Source organism: Pseudoalteromonas sp. SM9913, assembly GCF_000184065.1.
In the GTDB taxonomy this organism is placed as follows: domain Bacteria; phylum Pseudomonadota; class Gammaproteobacteria; order Enterobacterales; family Alteromonadaceae; genus Pseudoalteromonas; species Pseudoalteromonas tetraodonis.
In genome coordinates this window covers 3,162,307-3,177,127 of record NC_014803.1, presented here as the reverse complement: position 1 = coordinate 3,177,127, position 14,821 = coordinate 3,162,307, and the positions used below count along the sequence as shown (strand labels likewise).

Genomic DNA, 14,821 nt, shown 5'->3' with positions numbered 1-14,821 from the left:
TTAAAATAAGCACTGTACTTTACGGTGCTTGTTAATTTAAACGCCACGCCCTCTGAGGTTGGATTTTTTATCTCTTTTTTATCTATTTGTTGAATTTTAAATCCCTTAAAAGTCTTGTGCAATTATTTTTATGGCATTTTTATGCTTGCACCTATTGCGCTGCAATGATAAAAATAAGCCTCATTGGACACACACACAAGAAAACAAATGCAAACTAATCGTTTAATTACACTAAAACTAAACCTCTTACTGCTGTGGCAAGTGAGCGGGGATTAGTGTGTTTGCATTGAGCTAAACAACAAAACCCCGCAATTGCGGGGTTTTTTTTATCTCGCTGCAGGGATAAATCGAAATTTGGGTAACACAGGAATGAGGGGCAGTTATGCAAGAGCAAGATAAAGTATGGATTTTTGATACCACCTTACGCGATGGCGAACAGGCACTTAAAGCAAGCCTGACTGAAGATGATAAAATTCAACTAGCGCATACCATTAGCCGCTTAAATGTGGATGTCATGGAAGTGGGCTTTCCGGTTTCGAGCCCCGCTGACTTTCGCTCAGTGCAGCGAATTGCCACTGAAGTAAAAGGCCCTATTATTTGTGGCTTAGCACGCTCGGTTGCCAAAGATATTGAAGCCTGTGGCGAGGCACTTCGCAGTGCACAGCAAAGCCGTATTCACACTTTTATTGCAACCAGCCCTTTACACCTTGAGCATAAACTACGTATGAGCTTAGATGATGCAACCGCGATGGCGGTTAAATCAATCAAGCTTGCCCGTAATTACACTGATGATGTGGAATTTTCATGTGAAGACGCAGGACGTACACCACATTGGGATTTATGCAAAATTGTTGAGCAAGCTATTAATGCCGGTGCATCCACGATTAACTTGCCAGATACCGTCGGTTTTGTAACGCCAGATGAATACGCAGCAATGATCCGTCATTTAATGAACAACGTGCCAAATATTGATAAAGCCCGTTTAAGTGTGCATTGCCATAACGACTTAGGCTTAGCCGTTGCTAACTCTGTTGCTGCCGTTCAAGCCGGTGCGCGCCAAATCGAATGCACCATTAATGGTATAGGGGAGCGCGCGGGTAATTGTTCACTTGAAGAAGTGGCGATGATCATGAAAATGCGCAAAGACCATTTAAACGTATATACCGATATAAAAAGCGAAGAAATTTACCGCGCCTCTCGCCAAGTAGCCAAAATTTGTAATATGCCGGTACAGCCAAATAAAGCGATTGTTGGCGAAAATGCGTTTGCCCACAGTTCAGGTATTCACCAAGATGGTGTATTAAAAGCGCAAAATACCTATGAAATTATGTCACCTGAAAGTGTGGGTGTGCCAAGTAATCAATTAAATATGACCTCGCGTTCAGGGCGTCATGTTATAGAGCATCGCTTAGAAGAATTAGGTTATCAAAAATCTGATTACGACATGGATAGCTTATACCAAAGTTTCGTTGCGTTAGCTGACCAAAAAGGCACAGTATATGACTACGACCTAGAAGCAATGATTTACTTTAATCAAATCAGCGACAAAGATGAAAAATATCAATTAGAGTTTGTTCACTCTACGTCGAACTCTCAATCGGTAGCCAGCTCAACGATAGGTTTGTTGATTGATGGCGAAGCAAAACAAGAAGCGGCCACAGGTAACGGCCCGGTAGAAGCCTCATTTGCAGCCATTGAGCGCTTAACTGGTATGAGCGTTGAAATGATTGAATACAATTTAGAGGCCACCGGCCAAGGTGCAAGCTCATTAGGACAAGTGAATATTATTGCTAAATATGATGGCCGTCCTTATCACGGTGCCGGTATTGCGGCCGATGTGGTCGAAGCCTCAGTACGCGCTATGGTTCGGGTTTATAACTTAATTTATCGAGCACAAAAAGTGTCTGATTTAAAACAACAAAGGAAAGCAGGATGAGTAAAACACATTACAGCGTTGCCGTATTAGCGGGCGACGGTATTGGCCCAGAAGTTATGGCAGCTGCAGAGCAAGTGCTTGATGCAGTCAGTGATAAGTTTGGCTTTACTCTGAACCGTGAACACCATGCTATTGGTGGTGCTGCCATTGATGAATTTGGCAAAGCACTTCCTGATACGACCTTAAAAGCGTGTGAAAACGCCGATGCTATTTTATTTGGTTCCGTGGGTGGCCCTAAGTGGGAACATTTACCACCTAATGACCAACCGGAGCGCGCGTCACTGTTACCACTGCGCAAGCACTTTGGTTTGTTTTGTAACTTACGCCCTGCTCAGTTGTTACCCGCATTAAGCGCTGCATCACCACTACGTGCTGATATTAGCGAAAAAGGCTTTGATATTTTATGTGTGCGCGAGCTAACGGGTGGTATTTATTTTGGTGAGAAAGGTCGCAGTGGCGAAGGGGCAGAAGAAACTGCATTTGATACGCAAACTTATTCACGTAAAGAGATAGAGCGTATTGCACGTTTTGCTTTTGAGGCCGCTAAGTTGCGCAGCAATCATGTGACCTCGGTTGATAAAGCCAATGTTTTAGCATCAAGCGTTTTATGGCGCGAAGTGGTAACCGAAGTGAGTAAAGACTTTCCAGAAGTGAGCTTAGATTACATTTATGTAGATAACGCAGCGATGCAGCTGGTTAAACAACCTAGCCAGTTTGATGTATTACTTTGCGATAATTTATTTGGTGATATTTTATCGGACGAGTGCGCGATGATCACCGGTTCAATGGGTCTATTACCGTCGGCAAGTTTGAACCAATCAGGCTTTGGCTTGTATGAACCCGCGGGTGGTTCAGCGCCTGATATCGCCGGAAAAGGGGTGGCAAACCCAATCGCACAAATTTTAAGTGCCGCCTTAATGCTACGTTACTCATTAGGCCAAGACGAAGCGGCTCGTACGATTGAAAAAGCAGTCGCAGAGGCGGTTGAAGCTGGTGTGGGAACGCCGGATATTTATCCGCAGGGCGGCTATACCACCACCGATGTAGCAGCGGCCATAGTTTCACGCATTTAATTATTAAAGCCACAACACCGTCAGGCTGTGGCTCAATCAGATCAGGGAGTTAGCAAGTGGCCCAAACCTTATACAATAAAATTTGGCAAGCACATACCGTTGCCAGCATTAATGAGCAAACCGATTTACTTTATATTGACCGTCATTTAGTACACGAAGTGACGTCACCACAAGCATTTGCAGGCTTACGTGAAAAAAATCGTAAAGTGCGTTGTCCAGAAAAAACCATTGCCACCATGGATCATAATGTTTCAACTAAAAGTCGTTCACTGGATGCAGCCAGCGAAGTCTCTAAAAATCAATTAATGGCACTGGATGCAAACTGTAAAGAATTTGGCATTTTGCTGTACGACTTAAATTCAGTAAACCAAGGCATAGTGCATGTTATTGGCCCTGAGCAGGGGATTACTTTACCAGGTACCACTATAGTCTGCGGCGATAGTCATACTTCAACGCATGGTGCGTTTGGTGCCTTGGCACATGGTATTGGTACCTCAGAGGTTGAGCATGTATTAGCTACGCAAACACTACAGCAAAAAAAGGCGAAGTCGTTAAAAATTCAAATTAACGGTGTATTACGCCCTACAGTAACAGCTAAAGATTTAATTATGGCGGTTATTGGTAAGCTAGGCACTGCTGGTGGCACTGGCTATGTGGCTGAATTTTGTGGTGAAGGCATAGAAGCTCTATCAATGGAAGCCCGTATGACATTGTGTAACATGAGCATTGAAATGGGTGCCAAGGCAGGTTTAATTGCCCCAGATAAAATCACTTACGAGTACTTAAAAGGGCGCCCGTTTGCACCCAAAGGTGCTGATTTTGATGCCGCTGTTGCCTACTGGGAAACTTTAAAAACGGATGATGGTGCTCATTTTGATTTAGAAGTAGAGTTAGATGCAGGCAGTATTCAACCGCAAGTTACTTGGGGGACTAATCCAGAGCAAGTGATTGGCGTTGATGAATGTATTCCAGATCCAGATAAAGAAACCGATTTAATTAAAGCCGATGCAATTCGCAGTGCGCTTAAATACATGGGCTTAAAAGCGGGCGATAAACTATCAAGCGCCAAAGTAGACACGGTATTTATTGGCTCATGCACCAACAGCCGCATTGAAGATTTACGCGCTGCAGCAAAAATTGTTGAAGGTAAACAGGTTTTAGCTGGTATTGAAGCGCTGATTGTTCCAGGCTCAGGCTTAGTTAAGCAGCAAGCTGAAGATGAAGGCTTAGCCGATATTTTTAAAGCTGCAGGGTTTGAGTGGCGCGAGCCGGGTTGTTCGATGTGTTTAGCTATGAACGATGACCGTTTAGGAGCTGGTAAACGCTGTGCTTCCACCTCGAATCGTAATTTTGAAGGTCGCCAAGGGCGCGGCGGACGTACACACTTAGTGAGCCCTGCAATGGCGGCAGCAGCTGCAATACATGGTCACTTTGTTGATATTAGAGGAGAAGCTTAATGAGCATCTATTTTAGCGGCTTAATGGCCCCACTTGATAAAAACAACGTCGATACCGACCAAATTATTCCTAAGCAGTTTTTAACCTCAACAAGCCGTGATGGTTTTGATGCAGCACTGTTTTACGATTGGCGTTATTTAGATAATGGCGAGCCAAATCCTGAATTTATTTTAAATCGTCCTTGTTACCAAGGTGCGCAAATATTATTAACCCGCGATAATTTTGGCTGTGGCTCATCACGCGAGCACGCACCATGGGCATTAAAGCAATATGGGTTTGAAGTGATTTTAGCTGAAAGCTTTGCTGATATTTTCTTTAATAACTGTGGTAACAATCAAATGCTTGCCATTGCATTGCCAGCGCAAACGCTGGAAGAGTTATTTGTGTTAAGTGAGCAGCACGACGATATTCACATTGATGTGGATCTTGAAAACCAAGTGCTTACCAGCAATAAGTTTGCGCCAATTCGCTTTGATATTCGCAAAGACGTAAAAGAGCGTTTATTAAGTGGCTTAGATTTTATTGGTGTAACCGAAACCCTCAATCCGCAAATTGATGCGTTTGAAAAGCAGTTAGCCGCAGAAAGACCGTGGCAGTAACCTTTTACATATGAAACTGGAGCGCAACTTAGGTTGCGCTTTTTTAATCGCTTATATTAAAAAACCACGCAATAAGCTTGCTAATGTAATCATTGCCATTAGTAATAAATTGAGAGTTTTAAATTTCTGGTAGCGGACTACCTTTGGGTCGTTGATAGTCGAAAAAAAACCATCTTTAAATGACTCAGCAAGATTGGCATAGGGTGTCCCATCTAATGAATTTTGTGATAATTTTTTCCATTGTTCTGGGTGCTGCTCAGCAAGGTGTTGATATATGTGCAGAGTGTAGCGATTTTGAATAATTAATAGTAATACGATGATTATTAAGCCGATATATTTTTCCATTTAAATATGTGCTCCACGCTAAAACTGGCTTTACGTTTATACCAATCCGCAATAATACTCAATCATTTTGCGGGGCTAAACGTGTCGCTATCTGTGTTAAAAAATTCTCATTTAGAACAACTAAATAGCGAATTTCTTGCCTAGCTATCAACCCGTTTTTCCTGCCTCAAAATAGACCGCTTAATTAAGCGAGTTGGTATTAGTTATTTCTCCTTTATCAAACAACGATATTTAATTTCTCATTTTCTTTCAAGCGATATTTTTTTACCAATTAATTAAAGCAAAGCTCCATTGTTCTGTTAATTTTTATTGCTGTTCATCGTGATTATTTTCTTTGTGTTTGCTTAAACGCTAAGCTGATTTTTTACATGTTTAGGGACACATTATGAAATTATTAACAGCTGCAGCGTTTATGCTGGCATCAACCGCTGCATTAGCTCGCCCAGCACCTTTAGTATCAATTCCAAGTCATGATAGCTTTTTCAATAGTATTGCTGCACATTGCGGTAAAGCTTTTGAGGGTAAAGTAACGGTTGATAATGCCACAGGGCCGAGTTCATTTGCCGGTAAAAAATTAGTTATGCATGTGCGTAAGTGTAATGAACGTGAGCTACAAGTGCCGTTTCATGTCGGTGATGATGCTTCACGTACGTGGATTATTACTAAAACAGGTAGTGGTTTGAGCCTAAAGCACGATCATCGCCATAAAGATGGCAGCGATGATGTGTCTACTATGTATGGCGGTCATACTGTGGATGCGGGTTTTGCTAATATGCAGTCATTCCCTGCAGATCAGTATTCAAAAGAGTTATTTGTTAGCCAAGGCATACCGCAATCGGTAGGCAATAAATGGCAAATGTATATTTACCCTGAACAGTTCACTTATCGACTTATTCGCCAAGGTCGCGAATTCCGTGTTGATTTTGATTTAACTAAACCTATCACACCACCGGCTGCGCCGTGGGGATATGGCGTTAACTAACTTAGTTCAGGTTAACTACAGTAAAACCACAGGCTATTTTAATACTCAGTGGTTTTACTGAAAATAACGAGGTGTTATTTTTTTGAGGTTTTTTCTGCAGGCATTTCACACTGCACAAATACACTGAGCGGTGGCTGATAAGCACGCGGTTTAGTTGGAAAGCGTTGGTACTCCTGCACGCCCTCAGTCACTTTTAACATAAAAGGATTATCGTGACATAAACGATTTGCGTGGCGCAACAAAAACACACTTTGGTTTCTAAAATGTGGGTAGTCGTCAGACTGTATTTCTAAGTGGTAATTGTTAGTGTCTATTTGAGTTTGCTTATAATGCACCTTTTCATCAAAATCATAAAGTCGCTGCATTTCACTTTGCTCTGCCGACACACTCAAACACCCTGTTAATAAACACCAGCTAATAATTCCATGTATGTAATGATTGGCTTTTATACTCATAAACCTTTAACTCCATCTTGATTTTGGGTAGTGTGATCAGCATATCTATTAAACCCGTTATGATATAAGTCTAACACCCAAAAAGGGGAAATGTGATGTTCAAGCAAATTAAACAGCTTTTTTCGAGTATTGATCAGCAAGATTATGATATTGAACAACATGATTTAAAAACAGCGGTTGCCGCATTATTAATTGAGGTAATGCGAGCGGATAACGATTTACAGGCTGATGAGCAACATACGCTAAGTCTAACATTAAAAAAATATTTTGATTTAACGGATGAAGCAGTAGATGAGTTAACCGAGCAAGCAAGTGCAAGCTTAGATGACGCCATTGATTATTTTCAATTTTCTAAGCAAATTAACAATCAATGTAGTGCACAGCAACGCATTGATATAGTTGAATTACTTTGGCGTTTAGCGTACTCCGATGGAGAACTTGATCCACAAGAAGAATACGTTATTCGTCGTGTTGCTAATTTATTGTATGTTACCCATGAAGACTTTATTGCTGCAAAGCTTGCAGCAACAAAGTTATAGTGGCTGCTTATTTAAGCTTACTTGCTACGCTAACTAACTGCTGTGCAAGACCAGCCACTTTTTCAGCGGTAGCGGGGTCGCTAATTCGACCGTTGTCATCTAATAAAGTATGAATAGCCGGTACTGCCAGTTGGTTCGCTAATACTAAGCTGCCAATGCCTGATAATATATCACGCACATGATTTAAGCCCCGTAAACCGCCCAACCCACCTGGTGAGGCTGCATATAACGCGGTTACTTTATTTGCAAATGCAGGCTCTGCGCCTTGTTCGGTGCGCGATGCCCAATCAATAGCATTTTTTAACACGGCGGTAATAGAGCCATTATATTCTGGGCTGGCCAGCAAAATGCCATCGGCTGCGCGAAGTTTGTCTTTAAGTTGTTGTACACCGGCTGGTGTGCCTTGTGCCTCGAGATCTTCATCAAACATAGGAATGGCTAAGTCTGCGAGTTTAATCACTTCTACTTCAGCGCCACTTTCTAAAGCAAAGCGTGCCGCTTCGTTAATGAGTTTTTGATGAAAGCTATCTTTACGTAAGCTACCTGCTAGGGCAATAATTTTTGGTGTTGTCATGAGCTGCTCCTGATAATGAGTTTGTATAATGTGACTTTAACAAATAATCACTTGCAGAAAAGCCAAATAAACGCAAAACTTGTGTGCGTATATGCACAGATTAAAGAGTAGTTATCATGGCAATTCAATTTAATGATTGGCAAGACCTGAAGGTTGCTTACGAGGTAGCGCGCTTAGGTACTTTAACTGCCGCTGCCGAAGTGTTAGATGTTCACCATAGTACGGTGCTCAGGCGAATAAATAACTTAGAAAAAAGCTTAAATGCGCGACTATTTCATCGCCATGCTCGCGGCTACAAAGTCACAGAAATTGGCGCTAAGTTATTTACCACAGCACAAGCGATTAATGGTGAACTAGAGCGCCTACATAATGACATTATTGCTGCAGATAGCACCTTGCAAGGTAGCTTGTTACTCACCACAGTTAGTGGCTTTATTGATGTATTAAGTGAGGTGTGTGAGCAGTTTCAAACCTTGCATCCGCAAGTGCAATTACAAGTGATTATGGATCAAAAACGCTTACGTTTAGATCATGGCCAAGCACATATCGCAGTAAGAGCTGGACCCAGACCGGATGAGGGTGATTATATTGCTCAGCATTTAGCGGCGCTCTCGTCAGGATTTTATGCATCAAAGCATTACATTAGCCGTTATGGGTTGCCACAAACATTAGCGCAACTATCGCTGCATAGCTTTGTGTCAGGTGTAGCAGGGTATAATGCCAAAGTGCCTTACTTTGCATGGGTTGATGAAAATATTCCCCCGTCGCAAGTTAAGCTAAGAGTGTCAGAAACCTCAGAAGCGACCCGCGCCATAGTAAAAGGACTCGGTATTGGCGGATTACAGCATGATGTTGCAGCGCAATACTCTGATTTAGTCCCTGTACTGCCTAATGAACTGAGTTGGCCAACCGATTTGTGGCTGGTTACGCATCATTTAGTGCATCGAACGGCAAAAGTTCAAGCGTTTAGTCAGCTATTAAAAAATTATTTTAGGCAGCGAAAGTTAAGTTAAAAAGGCTACAACGATTTTTTTATTGAAACACCTAAGCGCTTGGCTAGCCGCGTTAAGTTAGCGCGGTCGACCTGTAAACTACGCGCTGTGCTTGCCCAGTTATAATTATGTTGTTTAAGTTGCTGTATTATAAGTTGCTGAGTATAGGTATCTATAGCTTGCTTTAACGAAATGTTGTTTGCTAAAGGTGGGATTACAAGCTGGTTTGAGTGTTCAAGAGCTAAGGTGTTAACAGCGCTTAAATTTAGCTCACAATGCGCAGGTTCAATAGTAATAATTGGTTGCTGCCACTGATGTTGTTTAGCCTTTAATGCAGCCCGATTAATCACATGCTCAAGCTCCCTCACATTGCCTGGCCAGTCATATTTTTTAAGCAGCAGTTGCGTTTCAATACTGAGTTTTAGCTGTTTAATAGCGAGCTTGCGGGCTGTTTTTTCTGCAAAATAACCGGCTAATAAAATAACATCTTCATCACGGGCTTTCAATGGAGCGACTGTGAGTGGATAAACACTTAATCGATGGTACAAATCGGCGCGAAACCGTCCTTGTGTTACTTCGTGTTTTAGGTCGCGATTGGTTGCTGCAATCACTCTAACATCGACATATTTAAGTTCATCTTCGCCAACGGTTTGTACTTCGCCACTTTGCAGTACGCGTAATAATTTACTTTGCATAGCCAGAGGCAGCTCGCCGATTTCATCTAAAAATAAGGTGCCGCCATCGGCTAACTGAAATTTACCTTGGCGGGCATTTTGGGCGCCGGTAAAAGCGCCTTTTGCATGGCCAAAAAATTCACTTTCTGCGAGGTTTTCAGGCAGTGATGCACAATTTAAATGAATTAATGGCTGATCTTTACGTGCGGAGTGTAAGTGAATATTACGTGCCACCAACTCTTTGCCGACCCCAGTATCACCTAAAATAAGGACACTAAAGTTTGATGCCGCAACCAGTTTTATCTCATTTTTAAGCGTTTGTATTGCAGAGCTTTGGCCAATAATTTCACCACCATCACGTTTGAGCGCCTCACGGTTTAACGCTTGTACTAATTCACTAGAGTGCTGCGCATGTTGTTTGTAATGGGCAAGCTCTAGGGCTGTTTTAAAGTGCGCACTGCACAAGGTTTGTAAGGTGTTGAGTGTATCAGTGGTAATACCGTCAAACGCATTGGCGTTAAGGCTATCAAAGGTCAGAATGCCAAGTAGTGCGTTTTTATCATAAAGGGGTAACCCTAAGCAGGCATGCACTGGAATATCACCGGTTTTAGCCAGTAGTAGCCCGTCGTATGGATCAGGTAGTGGACAGTCATGTGCAAATTGCAGAGCCAAACGACTACTGCAGATGGCTTTAAGGCGAGGATGCTCCGCAATATCAAAACGTCGTCCTAGGCTATCGGGCATAAGCCCTTTAATGGCTAAGGGTTTTAATTGCTCACCTTGGCAAATTAATAATGCACTGGCATCGCTGGGAATAACACGTTCAACCGTGGCTAAAAGTTGCTCAAAACTGTGAGCATGTAACGTACTTTGCGCAAGTTCTAATGCAACTTGCGTCAGGTTGAATTGTTGGTTCATGTCAAAATGACCTGTTAGTGTATTTTTACAGGTTTTATAGTAGGTCATAAAGACCCATCTTGTAAAGCGAGTTAATTTAACCTTTTGAATATTATAGGTTTAATTAGTTGGCACACTCTGTGTAATGCTAAATGCAAGCAGTTAGTTATTACATAGGAAATAAACATGTTATCCGATAAAACCATACAAATAGTTAAAAGCACGGTGCCATTGCTTGCAGAGGCAGGTACGGTCGTAACCGATCATTTTTACAAGCGCATGTTTAGTCATAATCCCGAGCTTAAACATATTTTTAATATGACTAATCAAGAAACGGGTCGTCAGCAATTTGCATTATTTAATGCGTTGGCTGCGTACGCGCAAAATATTGATAATTTAGCCGTGTTAAAAGAGGCGCTAGCGCGAATTAATCATAAGCATACCAGCTTAAATATTTTACCTGAGCATTATCCTATTGTGGGCGCACATTTAATCGGTACGTTAAAAGAGCTTATTCCTGAGCAGTTTACTGCCGATGTTGAATATGCGTGGCGCGAGGCCTACGGTGTACTTGCTGATATTTGTATTACCGAAGAAGCGGCATTGTATGCGCACAGTAAAAACAACCATGGTGGCTGGGCAGGCACGCGCCAGTTTGAAATTACTGATAAACATGTTGAATCTGAATTCGTAACTAGTTTTACGCTGACACCTGTGGATGGTAAAGCAGTTATTACCTACAAGCCAGGACAGTACATTGGCATTAAAGTTAAGCCTGAGGGCGCAGAATATGAAGAGATCCGCCAGTATTCTATTTCGCAAAAGAGCAATGCTAAAAACTATCGTATTAGCGTTAAAAAAGAGTGCCAACCAAAGCCTGGCGTGGTGTCTAATTATTTACACTCACTAGAGCAAGGCGCACGAGTAGAGTTATACCCGCCAGCGGGAGACTTCATTTTAAAAAATGAGGTAACTCCAGTGGTACTTATTTCAGCAGGCGTTGGCCAAACCCCGATGATGGCGATGCTGCAAACGCTACTTAGTGGTGATAAAAATCAAGCGATTAGTTATTTGCACGCGTGTGAAAACAGCCGCGAATTTTCATTTAAAGGGTATTTAGCGCAGCAAACGGCAATGCATCCACAGCTAAAAACATTTACTTGGTTTTATCAAGGTGGCGAGGAGTGTGATTTCACTGGGCTAATGGATTTAACGGTGCTTGAGGCATCATTACCTATTAGCGAAGGGGCATTTTATTTGTGTGGACCAGCATCATTTATGGCTTACGTAAAAGGCCAGCTACTTGATTTAGGTGTGCAAAGCTCAAACATTCACTACGAAATATTTGGACCACACCAAGCGTTATAGGTTAATTAAAAGCGTGTGTTACACGCTTTTAATTTAAACTTACAGCTTTTTACTATTTGTGTTAGCAGCATAAGCTTGTTGTTGCCAAGCATTAAATAGCTTTTGTTGTTTAGCTGAAATTTTTAAACCATACGTTTTTTGCATGTAAGCGTACGCATCGGCAATGCGTTTACGTGCATGAACAGGCGGTTCAACAACACGTTGTTTAAAATTAACTTTAACCTCACAGCGACCATATTGCGTCGCGTTTTGGGCTAACATGCCAAAGCGGTAGTTTGAGCGATCGGCGTTAATTTCACCAATTGCAGGGGCTAAATTGTTTATATCGGCTTCCATCATGCGAAACTTAGCGCTAACTTTGCGGCAGTTTTTACGCCCACCATCTTGCCAACATTGTAACTGGTGACCAAATTCCCATGCAGGGACAATATGTTCCCATTCAATTCGCAGGGCACGTTGATTTACTTTGCCTGAGCGGGTTAGTGTGTTGCGAGGCACGTAGCCACAATGGGTAGGGTCGGGTACCAACTTTTTGCCTTGTTTTTTTATATCGCAACCACAATAAATACTTTTAGCGTTTTCGGGAAGGGTATTAATTAAGTGCTTTTTGGCACTCGAAAACCGCGTAAATTGTTCGCCCATTGCTGAAAAACAAGCACAGCAAGCCAACAAAGCTAAAATAAACCGAATCATATCCATCACATACGTGAACTACAGGAGCGGCTAGTTTAAGGCCTAGAATAAAAAAGTAAACTGCCGCCGGCATGCTTTAATTTTAATTTGCGTATTTTGTAGAGGGCGTTTTTGAGGAGTAAATAGTGGGCAATATTCAGAGGCTAACGCTAAAAATGCGTTAATGAGGTGATTCCTGCGTTGTTGATTTGGTATAACGGTAAAACTGCGTTAAAGTTTGCAATGAAATTAATAGAGGGTAAAAACGAGATAATGTCGGAAATTCAATTTTTAAATGTAGATCTAGAGCTTGAGTCAAAGCAAGATATTAGCGTATTAGTTGCTGATTTAAAAAAGGTCGCAACTATTTTACATTATGATAAAGACGAATACCGTCAACTTGCTCGCATTGAGGTTGCAGGTGAAATAACCACGCCAGATAAAGCGATTAATCACTTGTGTGAGTTAATCGAGTCGTGTTCACGCAATGCATTAAAGCAATGGTTGAGTTGTTCACGCAGAACTTTCGATATTGGGTTTGAGTCTGGCACTTCGCCAAAATGCTTTAACCAAGCCTTACATGCAGATACCTTGTTACGTATATCTGCAATTGGTGCAGGCGTAGAAATTACTATTTACCCTTTCGAAAAGTAATTTAATTTCAACCTTGGTTAATTGACTTACTAGCCTTTTCGCTCTACTACGGCTGCGGTCATACGTGATACGCAGCAAAGCTCATTGCGGCTATTGGTTATTTTAATATCCCAAACCGAGCTGCGCTTGCCGATATGATAAGCTCTCGCTGTGGCCGTTAATGTGCCATTGCGTGATGCCTTTAAATGACTTGCACTGATTTCTTGGCCAACACAATAAAATCGATTGAAATCAACCACAAAATTAGCGGCATAACTTGCTACTGTTTCAGCAAGCACCACATTTGCACCACCATGAACGATACCCATAGGGTTATGATGCTCTGGAATTGCCGGCATAGTTGCCACTAAGTAGTCATCACCAATTTCACTGATTTCTATTCCCATGGTTTTCATGAGTGTCCCTTGGCCTGTAATACCTTGATCTAATTGCTTACAAAACTCTAATGTAATCGGTTGATGCCAAATACTCATGCTAGCTCCTTGGATAAGTAATTGAGAATTAAAATTTATTAATATGATAATGCGTTGCTAATAATTACATTTATCACCCTGCTTTTAAAGTAGGTTATTGTTTGATGATAACGGCATATAAGGCATTAATTTATATTTGCGATTTTTAAATAACTGTATATACTCACAGTTAATTGTACTGTATGGAAAACCAGTTGTATGCGACCATTAACGAAACGCCAAGCGCAAATACTCGAACTCATTAAAGTGTTTATTAAAGACACTGGTATGCCTCCTACACGTGCCGAAATTGCACAAACACTGGGTTTTAAAAGTGCGAATGCTGCAGAAGAACACTTAAAAGCACTGGCCAAAAAAGGTGTGATTAAAATGAAGCCAGGCGCGAGTCGGGGCATTCAGCTTGTTGAAGAAGAGGAGCCAGAGCAGTTAGGCTTACCTTTAATTGGCAGGGTGGCTGCCGGTGAGCCTATATTGGCGCAACAGCATGTAGAAAGCCACTGTAAAATTGACCCTTTAATGTTTAAACCTGCGGCCGATTTTTTATTGCGTGTTAACGGTATGAGTATGAAAGACATTGGTATTATGGATGGTGATTTACTTGCTGTGCATAAAACCCAAGTTGCCGAAAATGGACAAGTTATTGTTGCCCGTGTTGACGACGATGTAACCGTGAAGCGTTTAGAAAAAGCGGGCAGAAAAGTACTCTTACATGCTGAAAATGATGAGTTTTCAGCTATTGAGGTCGATTTAGAAAATGAGTCGTTCAATATTGAAGGCTTAGCGGTAGGTGTTATTCGTAACGCTGACTGGATGTAGTATTAAAGCATAATTTAGCGCTTAATAGTGATTAGGCGCTGGGTTTGTTAGCAGCACAATGTCTAACTTATCAAATGTATGACTATATGTTGTTAAGTGCTTCTCCTATCATAAATAAAATCACTAAATACTTTATAAATAAACAAATTTACTCTGCTTTTTTAAGTTAACAATTTTTTATATTTCTATCCTGTAATTTCAATACACCCCTTACTAAACCTGACTCTTAGATTAATTGCCTGACTAGTTGCTATTTTTTTAGCTGCGCATTTTAAAAAATACACCTTGTTTATTTTTCATACTCACCTTGCTTAT

General features: G+C 41.5%; 16 protein-coding genes. 10 read left to right on the top strand and 6 right to left on the bottom strand.

The genetic code is table 11. From position 1 onward, the window contains the following. The first annotated feature begins 382 nt into the window (after window positions 1-382). Genes leuA through leuD form a run of 4 tightly spaced genes read left to right on the top strand, consistent with a single transcriptional unit; the run spans window position 383 to window position 5,065 of the window. Window positions 383-1,936, top strand: coding sequence for a 2-isopropylmalate synthase (gene leuA / locus PSM_RS14625; RefSeq protein ID WP_013466157.1), 1,554 nt, complete (start codon window positions 383-385; stop codon window positions 1,934-1,936). Beyond that, the gene (leuB, locus tag PSM_RS14620) at window positions 1,933-3,009 is read left to right on the top strand and encodes a 3-isopropylmalate dehydrogenase (protein WP_013466156.1); all 1,077 of its coding nucleotides are present in this window, start codon (window positions 1,933-1,935) and stop codon (window positions 3,007-3,009) included. Before leuA ends, leuB begins: the two co-directional genes overlap by 4 nt. 56 nt (window positions 3,010-3,065) lie before the next feature. Continuing rightward, entirely contained in the window at window positions 3,066-4,466 is a 1,401-nt protein-coding gene (gene leuC, locus PSM_RS14615) for a 3-isopropylmalate dehydratase large subunit (RefSeq protein ID WP_008465616.1), read from the top strand. Further along, on the top strand, window positions 4,466-5,065 hold the full coding sequence (leuD, locus tag PSM_RS14610; RefSeq protein ID WP_013466155.1) for a 3-isopropylmalate dehydratase small subunit: 600 nt from the start codon (window positions 4,466-4,468) through the stop codon (window positions 5,063-5,065). The genes leuC and leuD overlap by 1 nt, the downstream gene beginning before the upstream one ends. Window positions 5,066-5,116: 51 nt before the next feature. On the opposite strand, the gene PSM_RS14605 is transcribed toward leuD, so the two are convergent. Further along, window positions 5,117-5,410, bottom strand: a complete 294-nt coding sequence (locus PSM_RS14605; protein ID WP_013466154.1) for a hypothetical protein — start codon at window positions 5,408-5,410, stop codon at window positions 5,117-5,119. 385 nt (window positions 5,411-5,795) lie between these two features. On the opposite strand from PSM_RS14605, the gene PSM_RS14600 reads away from it, so the two are divergent. Next, window positions 5,796-6,392, top strand: a complete 597-nt coding sequence (locus PSM_RS14600; RefSeq protein ID WP_013466153.1) for a hypothetical protein — start codon at window positions 5,796-5,798, stop codon at window positions 6,390-6,392. 74 nt (window positions 6,393-6,466) lie between these two features. Here the strand turns inward: PSM_RS14600 and PSM_RS14595 are convergent, their stop codons facing one another. Next, on the bottom strand, window positions 6,467-6,847 hold the full coding sequence (locus PSM_RS14595) for a hypothetical protein (protein WP_013466152.1): 381 nt from the start codon (window positions 6,845-6,847) through the stop codon (window positions 6,467-6,469). A 95-nt stretch (window positions 6,848-6,942) separates the two neighbouring features. Here PSM_RS14595 and PSM_RS14590 point away from each other — a divergent pair, with 95 nt between their 5' ends. Beyond that, window positions 6,943-7,386 (top strand): TerB family tellurite resistance protein, encoded by a 444-nt coding sequence (locus PSM_RS14590; RefSeq protein WP_013466151.1) that lies wholly within the window; start codon window positions 6,943-6,945, stop codon window positions 7,384-7,386. Between the two features lie 7 nt (window positions 7,387-7,393). On the opposite strand, the gene PSM_RS14585 is transcribed toward PSM_RS14590, so the two are convergent. Further along, the gene (locus PSM_RS14585) at window positions 7,394-7,960 is read right to left on the bottom strand and encodes an NADPH-dependent FMN reductase (RefSeq protein ID WP_013466150.1); all 567 of its coding nucleotides are present in this window, start codon (window positions 7,958-7,960) and stop codon (window positions 7,394-7,396) included. A 116-nt stretch (window positions 7,961-8,076) separates the two neighbouring features. Between PSM_RS14585 and PSM_RS14580 the strand changes: the two genes are divergently transcribed. Further along, entirely contained in the window at window positions 8,077-8,973 is an 897-nt protein-coding gene (locus PSM_RS14580) for a LysR family transcriptional regulator (protein WP_013466149.1), read from the top strand. A 5-nt stretch (window positions 8,974-8,978) separates the two neighbouring features. Here the strand turns inward: PSM_RS14580 and norR are convergent, their stop codons facing one another. Continuing rightward, window positions 8,979-10,544, bottom strand: a complete 1,566-nt coding sequence (norR, locus tag PSM_RS14575; protein ID WP_013466148.1) for a nitric oxide reductase transcriptional regulator NorR — start codon at window positions 10,542-10,544, stop codon at window positions 8,979-8,981. 165 nt (window positions 10,545-10,709) lie between these two features. Between norR and hmpA the strand changes: the two genes are divergently transcribed. Next, complete coding sequence (gene hmpA, locus PSM_RS14570; protein ID WP_013466147.1) at window positions 10,710-11,891, top strand: NO-inducible flavohemoprotein; 1,182 nt, start codon at window positions 10,710-10,712, stop codon at window positions 11,889-11,891. 39 nt (window positions 11,892-11,930) lie between these two features. Here hmpA and PSM_RS14565 read toward each other — a convergent pair whose 3' ends face one another. Next, a complete protein-coding gene (locus PSM_RS14565) occupies window positions 11,931-12,584 on the bottom strand; it encodes an endonuclease (RefSeq protein ID WP_013466146.1) in 654 nt (217 codons plus the stop codon). A 252-nt stretch (window positions 12,585-12,836) separates the two neighbouring features. Here PSM_RS14565 and PSM_RS14560 point away from each other — a divergent pair, with 252 nt between their 5' ends. Next, window positions 12,837-13,217 (top strand): hypothetical protein, encoded by a 381-nt coding sequence (locus tag PSM_RS14560; protein ID WP_013466145.1) that lies wholly within the window; start codon window positions 12,837-12,839, stop codon window positions 13,215-13,217. A 29-nt stretch (window positions 13,218-13,246) separates the two neighbouring features. Here the strand turns inward: PSM_RS14560 and PSM_RS14555 are convergent, their stop codons facing one another. Beyond that, window positions 13,247-13,690, bottom strand: a complete 444-nt coding sequence (locus PSM_RS14555) for a PaaI family thioesterase (RefSeq protein ID WP_013466144.1) — start codon at window positions 13,688-13,690, stop codon at window positions 13,247-13,249. Between the two features lie 198 nt (window positions 13,691-13,888). Between PSM_RS14555 and lexA the strand changes: the two genes are divergently transcribed. Continuing rightward, the gene (lexA, locus tag PSM_RS14550; RefSeq protein ID WP_008114166.1) at window positions 13,889-14,506 is read left to right on the top strand and encodes a transcriptional repressor LexA; all 618 of its coding nucleotides are present in this window, start codon (window positions 13,889-13,891) and stop codon (window positions 14,504-14,506) included. Window positions 14,507-14,821: the final 315 nt, after the last annotated feature.

Bases quoted from the DNA above. Each gene is read 5' to 3' on its own strand.
- PSM_RS14600 (WP_013466153.1), top strand. From the start codon at position 5,796: ATGAAATTATTAACAGCTGCAGCGTTTATGCTGGCATCAACCGCTGCA.
- lexA (WP_008114166.1), top strand. From the start codon at position 13,889: ATGCGACCATTAACGAAACGCCAAGCGCAAATACTCGAACTCATTAAA.
- PSM_RS14585 (WP_013466150.1), bottom strand. From the start codon at position 7,960: ATGACAACACCAAAAATTATTGCCCTAGCAGGTAGCTTACGTAAAGAT.
- PSM_RS14590 (WP_013466151.1), top strand. From the start codon at position 6,943: ATGTTCAAGCAAATTAAACAGCTTTTTTCGAGTATTGATCAGCAAGAT.
- PSM_RS14565 (WP_013466146.1), bottom strand. From the start codon at position 12,584: ATGATTCGGTTTATTTTAGCTTTGTTGGCTTGCTGTGCTTGTTTTTCA.
- leuB (WP_013466156.1), top strand. From the start codon at position 1,933: ATGAGTAAAACACATTACAGCGTTGCCGTATTAGCGGGCGACGGTATT.
- leuD (WP_013466155.1), top strand. From the start codon at position 4,466: ATGAGCATCTATTTTAGCGGCTTAATGGCCCCACTTGATAAAAACAAC.
- PSM_RS14555 (WP_013466144.1), bottom strand. From the start codon at position 13,690: ATGAGTATTTGGCATCAACCGATTACATTAGAGTTTTGTAAGCAATTA.
- norR (WP_013466148.1), bottom strand. From the start codon at position 10,544: ATGAACCAACAATTCAACCTGACGCAAGTTGCATTAGAACTTGCGCAA.
- PSM_RS14580 (WP_013466149.1), top strand. From the start codon at position 8,077: ATGGCAATTCAATTTAATGATTGGCAAGACCTGAAGGTTGCTTACGAG.
- PSM_RS14595 (WP_013466152.1), bottom strand. From the start codon at position 6,847: ATGAGTATAAAAGCCAATCATTACATACATGGAATTATTAGCTGGTGT.
- leuA (WP_013466157.1), top strand. From the start codon at position 383: ATGCAAGAGCAAGATAAAGTATGGATTTTTGATACCACCTTACGCGAT.
- PSM_RS14560 (WP_013466145.1), top strand. From the start codon at position 12,837: ATGTCGGAAATTCAATTTTTAAATGTAGATCTAGAGCTTGAGTCAAAG.
- PSM_RS14605 (WP_013466154.1), bottom strand. From the start codon at position 5,410: ATGGAAAAATATATCGGCTTAATAATCATCGTATTACTATTAATTATT.
- hmpA (WP_013466147.1), top strand. From the start codon at position 10,710: ATGTTATCCGATAAAACCATACAAATAGTTAAAAGCACGGTGCCATTG.